4 protein-coding genes are annotated in these 5,755 nt (G+C 33.6%); all 4 read left to right on the plus strand.

Translation table 11 applies throughout. From position 1 onward, the window contains the following. Nucleotides 1-606: 606 nt before the first annotated feature. Nucleotides 607-855: a hypothetical protein gene (locus F6K22_RS07690; RefSeq protein WP_293095414.1), complete on the plus strand. Its 249-nt coding sequence runs from the start codon at nt 607-609 to the stop codon at nt 853-855. Nucleotides 856-1,361: 506 nt separating this feature from the next. Then, complete coding sequence (locus F6K22_RS07695; protein WP_293095417.1) at nt 1,362-1,790, plus strand: hypothetical protein; 429 nt, start codon at nt 1,362-1,364, stop codon at nt 1,788-1,790. Nucleotides 1,791-1,898: 108 nt separating this feature from the next. After that, complete coding sequence (locus tag F6K22_RS07700) at nt 1,899-2,369, plus strand: hypothetical protein (protein ID WP_293095419.1); 471 nt, start codon at nt 1,899-1,901, stop codon at nt 2,367-2,369. A gap of 878 nt (nt 2,370-3,247) precedes the next feature. After that, complete coding sequence (locus F6K22_RS07705; RefSeq protein WP_293095421.1) at nt 3,248-5,458, plus strand: peptidase domain-containing ABC transporter; 2,211 nt, start codon at nt 3,248-3,250, stop codon at nt 5,456-5,458. Nucleotides 5,459-5,755: the final 297 nt, after the last annotated feature.

The following is a 5,755-nucleotide window of genomic DNA, read 5'->3' on the forward strand; positions in this document are numbered from 1 at the left end:
TAGTAAAGAGTAAAAGCTATTTGTCATATAGTAATTCTCATATTGGTGAGGTACAAAGTTTTAGGGGATAAGCAATGGATATAGAAACTTATACCAAATCTTTATGAACTTGTATATAACTAGAGATTCTCAAAATATTGCCTTGCCTAAGTTTATTCTGTACAAGGTAACATGAGAATTATATTAATAAAAAAAGTTTCCCCCAAATAAGGGTAAAAAATACTATTTATAGGAGTTTTGATTAATATAGAGTATAGAGATTTTGGCTTGAATGCACTTATGTTGAGGGCAGAATTTTTGTCGTCTACTTTTGTGAAAACCACTATAATTCCTTAATTTAATAATTCTGAATTCTACATTCATAAATAGAACTTTTGTAGTCTACCTTTGTGAAAACGGCTATACAAGAAAGTCTAGTTATTTTGTCAGCATTTCACAGGAAATGCTGACTTATTTTTAAATTAAAAATTGTAGTTGAATCTAAATGAAAAAATCTCCGGAAGCTGCAACTGAGCAAAAGAATAGTCTATTACAAATCACGAGATAGCTAAATAAATAGAAACAAATTTATACTAGCTTGTTGATTGAATTAATTCTAAGGAAAAAATGATGCAAGAAACTCAAAATAACGAACTATTTTCTGATATTTCTACTGAAGATTCTGCTACTATTAATGGTGGTCATGGTTGTGGTTGTGATGGTTACGGTTACGGTCGCCCTGTACGTTATGGCTACCGTCGTGGTGGCTATGGTTATGGTTATGGTGGCTACCGTGGTGGTTATGGATACAGTCGCTCTGTAAGTTATAGCTACCGTCGTGGTGGCTATGGCTACGGTTATGGTGGCTGCTACTAAAAGCTATATAGCAAAAGGTAGAAGGAAAAATCTGGCTTTTTCTGGGTTTTAGGCTTTTTATGCCTCCTAACCTTTGCTTCGACTGCTATATCATAGTTATGGCGGTATTGTAACTTTGATTGACATTTGATTAAATTAAGCACCTATAGTTTTATGGGTGTTTTTTTATGATTTTTTTCATAATAAAATTAATTGGATAAGCTCTTTTTAAACGTATGCGATCAAGATGCACCTTTTCTGTAGCATTCTTTCCCTATCCAAGGGGAAGTTTTAGACCTGATTTTTTGGTAAAAGTCTACCAGTTAACCTTAATAGTCTATTGAGCTACATCCTTCGTTAAAAAGCTGATAGTTGACCGCTAATAGCTGAATGCTTAACAGAAAATAGCTTTGGATTTATATAGAGAGAAGTATTTAAAAATATAAATTCATAACAGACAAGGGTTATAACTGTATATTTTGTAGTATAATTATTATATATCGACTCTAGCTAGTTTTTTTCTCTGTATGAAAACCATTTACTTTTACTCACTCTTGCCAATTTCTCAAGAACTTCTCCAGATAGATCCCAATCAATGGTCAACTTCTAAAATCAATTTAAGTTTTGCTTCAGTAAATTTTACTTCTTGGATTCTCAGAACATATTTAAAATTAGAGGAAGTATATGATTGTAAATTCGTTAATAATATTCCTGAAAAGGGAATTTTATTGGCTGATAGAGATTCTTTAGGGAATAGTTATCCATATTTTGATCGAGTTATGTTGATTTGTGCTAAAGGAGATAGAGAATTTCATCCAAGTAGTCATTTACATATTGTGCATAATCCTCGTGATTTTGAGGAGAATAAAAATTCTATTTGGAATGCTAATTATATAGCACATTGGCCTCAACCTGGATTAATATCAAGAGATATAAATCGTGGTTCTCTGATTTAAAATGTAGCTTTTATTGGTACAAGAAGTCAGTTAGATGAAAAATTAAAATCTAATGAATGGATTCAAGCTTTAGATAATTTAGATTGTAAATGGCTGCCTCTTTTTAGTATGGACCAATGGAATGATTATACTAACATAGACCTTATAATCGCAGTTCGTAGTTTTGAGAATAAAGATCCTTATATTAATAAACCAGCGAGTAAATTAGTTAACTGTTGGAGAGCAGGTGTTCCTGCAATTCTTGCACCAGAATCATCTTTTATTGCTTGTAGAAAATCTGAATTAGATTTTATGATTATTAAATCTTTTGAGGATACTATTAATGCAGTAAAAACACTGAAAAGTAATCCTGAACTCTATTTAAAAATGATTACAAATGGACTTGAACGGGCTAAAGAATTTACCCCAGAAATAGTTAAAGAACAGTGGGTAAATTTTTTTGATAATGTTGCTTTTCCTGCCTATGATCAGTGGCAATCATTTTCACCAATTTACAAACGAGCAAATTATCTACAGCGTTACTTGAGCTTAAAGTTGAAAAGAATAAATAATCAAATTCAAAAATTTGTTTCTGAATAGAGTTGAGGTGCATCTCAATTTTGAACAAAGTCGAAAATTTATCGCTTTTAAGGAACAAGCAATAGGGAACAGGGAATAGAAAAAAAGTATTTTTACAAATATAGAGATGATTTATAGAGTTGTACTTATAGAGTTACATAATAGAATATTTTTATTAAGAATAAGTAATTTTGCGATTACTTTATAACCGGATTTTATATTATTATTGTGGAGTTATTCCTGTCTTTTCATATTGCACCAGCAAAACCCACTCTATAAGGCTTGATATTTTATTTTATAGATACCCTCTATGAGTTGAGCAAAAGTTTGGCTTTTATAACCACACTACACTATACCTGAAAGGGAGCATCCTATGGGAATGTCAATCAACAATAATTTACATATCACGAAAGCATTGAATTAAGCACCTGTAGTTTTATGGGTGTTTTTTTCTGATTTGATTGTTTATTAAGAGAAAGAGTTATTTGGCATAGCATAATTCATCAACTATTAGCAGCCAGCTCTTAGCTTTTTAATAAATGAAGCAAGCAAAGGACATACTTCTACATCTCCATTTTTACCGAGAAATTGTGGGTATGCGCCTCCCCTTTTAAGGGGAAAAAAGCAGTCGGAAAGCGGAGCATTCCGTAGGATGGGATGGCGAGGTCTCCTCGCTGGCCTCCAATCTCCCAAGAGAGAAGAAAAAATTTTTCATGATTAGTCAATCCTATCCGTTTTCAAGGAGAGGTAATTATTAATTATTAATTATTAATTATTAATTGTTGAATACATCCTTCTTTAAAGGTAATAAAGCTGATAGCTGATAGCTGATAGCTGATAGCTGACCGCTGAATACTTATCATCAATCTAGTTATTTTTAAATTAAGAATTCAATCATTATGTTAGATATTGTACCAGTACCAATATTACCCAAAGCATCTACTGAGCGTGAAATAAATAACTTTAATAAATATCCAATAATTCTCCAGCAAAGTGAGGAAGATTGTGGAGCTGCTTGTTTAGCTTCTATTGCCAAATATCATGGTCGTACTTTAACAATTAATCGGATTAGAGAAACTATAGGTACTAATCAACAGGGAACTACATTATTAGGTTTAAAACAGGGTGCAGATACTATTGGTTTTAATGCTAGATCTGTGAAAGCTAATCCAGGAATTTTAAGTAAAATTGAACAGGCTCCTTTACCAGCAATTATTCATTGGCAAGGCTATCATTGGGTAGTTTTGTATGGTAAACAAGGGGATAAATATGTAATTGCTGACCCTGCTATTGGGATTCGTTTTTTGTCTGAAAAAGAATTAGCTGAAGGTTGGGAAGATTGGGTTTGTTTATTAGTCGAGCCTGACCCAAAACGCTTTTTTTCTGAGGCTGATGAAAAGGTAAGTAGTATTAGTAGATTGGTGAGACGAGTTTGGTATTATCGTCAAATTATTTTTCAGGTATTTTTGCTAAATATTGTCTTGGGTTTACTTTCTATTGCTTCTCCTTTTTTGGTGCAAATTCTGACTGATGATGTGCTTGTTCGGGGCGATTTTCAGTTACTTACCAGTGTGGTAATTGCTGTGATTGTGATGAATATTTTTAGCAGTTGTCTGGAGTTGGTTCAATCTAATATGATTGCTCATTTTGCTCAACGTTTGGAGTTAGGATTAGTGATGGAGTTTGGCAGACAAATTTTACGTTTGCCATTGAATTATTATGAGACGCGACGTAGTGGTGAAATTGTTAGTAGGCTGACGGATATTAAAGAGATTAATCAGTTGGTTTCTCAAGTTATTGTGAGTTTGCCTAGTCAATTTTTTATTGCTTTGGTTTCTTTGATTGTGATGTGCCTTTATAGTTTTTCTCTGACTATAGTTGCTGTTTTTATGGCGGTGGTTATGACTTTATCAACTATTGCGTTGTTGCCGATTTTACAGCAAAAAACTAGAAGTTTATTTGCTTTAGAAGCAGAAACTCAGGGTGTTTTAGTGGAAACTTTTAAGGGGGCAATGACTCTCAAGACTACTTCTAGTGCTGCTCAGTTTTGGGAAGAATATCAAGGTCGGTTTGGCAAGTTGGCTAATTTGAATTTTAGAACTACTCAGATTGGAATTGTCAATGATGTTTTTTCGGGTTTAGTTAGTAATATTGCTAATATTTTTCTGTTGTGGTTTGGCAGTAATTTAGTTATCGCTGAACAATTAAGTATTGGTCAGTTATTGGCTTTTATTGCTATGAATCAATATGTGTCAACTTTGGTTAGCACGTTGGTGGGATTGATGGATGAATTGGCAAAAGTTCAGACTGCTACTCAACGACTTTCAGAAGTAATTGATTATCCTCCAGAAACTGATGAAAAGCATCAAAAACCGGAGGCTAAAATTAAGGATAATGCTGATATTATTTGCTCTAATATTAGTTTTCACTACGCCGGGAGAATTGATTTATTAGAAAATTTTTCTGTGAGGTTTCCTGGTGGTAAGTCTATTGCTTTAATTGGTGAGTCTGGTTGTGGAAAAAGTACGATCGCTAAATTAATTGCTGGTTTATATCCTGTACAGTCTGGTAATGTTCAAGTTGGTATTTATAATTTGCAAGATTTAGATATAAATTCTTTGAGAAAACAGGTTGTATTGGTGCCTCAAGATGCTCATTTTTGGAGTCGTTCCATTATTGAAAATTTTCATTTGGCTGCACCTGGGGTAACTTTTGAACAAATTGTTAAAGCTTGTCAGATTTCTGGGGCGGATGAATTTATTAGTCGTTTGCCTGATAAGTATCAAACGGTTTTAGGAGAATTTGGAGCTAATATTTCTGGGGGTCAAAGGCAGCGTTTGGCAATAGCTAGAGGTATTGTTAATGACCCGTCTGTATTAATTTTGGATGAGTCAACTTCTGGTTTAGATCCGATGGCTGAGTCTGAAGTTTTGGAGAGTTTATTGTCTCATCGTCGTGGTAAAACTACTATTTTTATTAGTCACAGACCAAGGGTGATTAGTAGAGCTGATTGGATTGTTTTATTAAATCGTGGTCAGTTAGAATTGGAAGGTTCTGTCGAATCTTTACGGGCAAAACATGGGAATCATTTAGATTTTTTGAATCCTTAAATTATGGGGCGGGAAGAAGTTTTGCTACTCTATTTTTCTGTTCGGTTTCGGTTTCGGTTGAGTATCTCGAATTTTCCCGACTATTGCGTATGGAGTAATAGTCGGGCTTTTCATTTTCTGAAGCACCAGAACAGATGTTTGGAGATTTTACTAACTATTGCGTATGGAGCAATAGTCGATTTTTTCATTTTCTGAAGCACCAGAACAGATGTTTGGAGATTTTGCTAACTATTGCGTATGGAGCAATAGTCGATTTTTTCATTTTCTGAAGCACCAGAACAGATGTTTGGAGATTTT

The organism is Okeania sp. SIO2F4, from assembly GCF_010672385.1.
Taxonomy (GTDB): Bacteria; Cyanobacteriota; Cyanobacteriia; order Cyanobacteriales; family Microcoleaceae; genus Trichodesmium.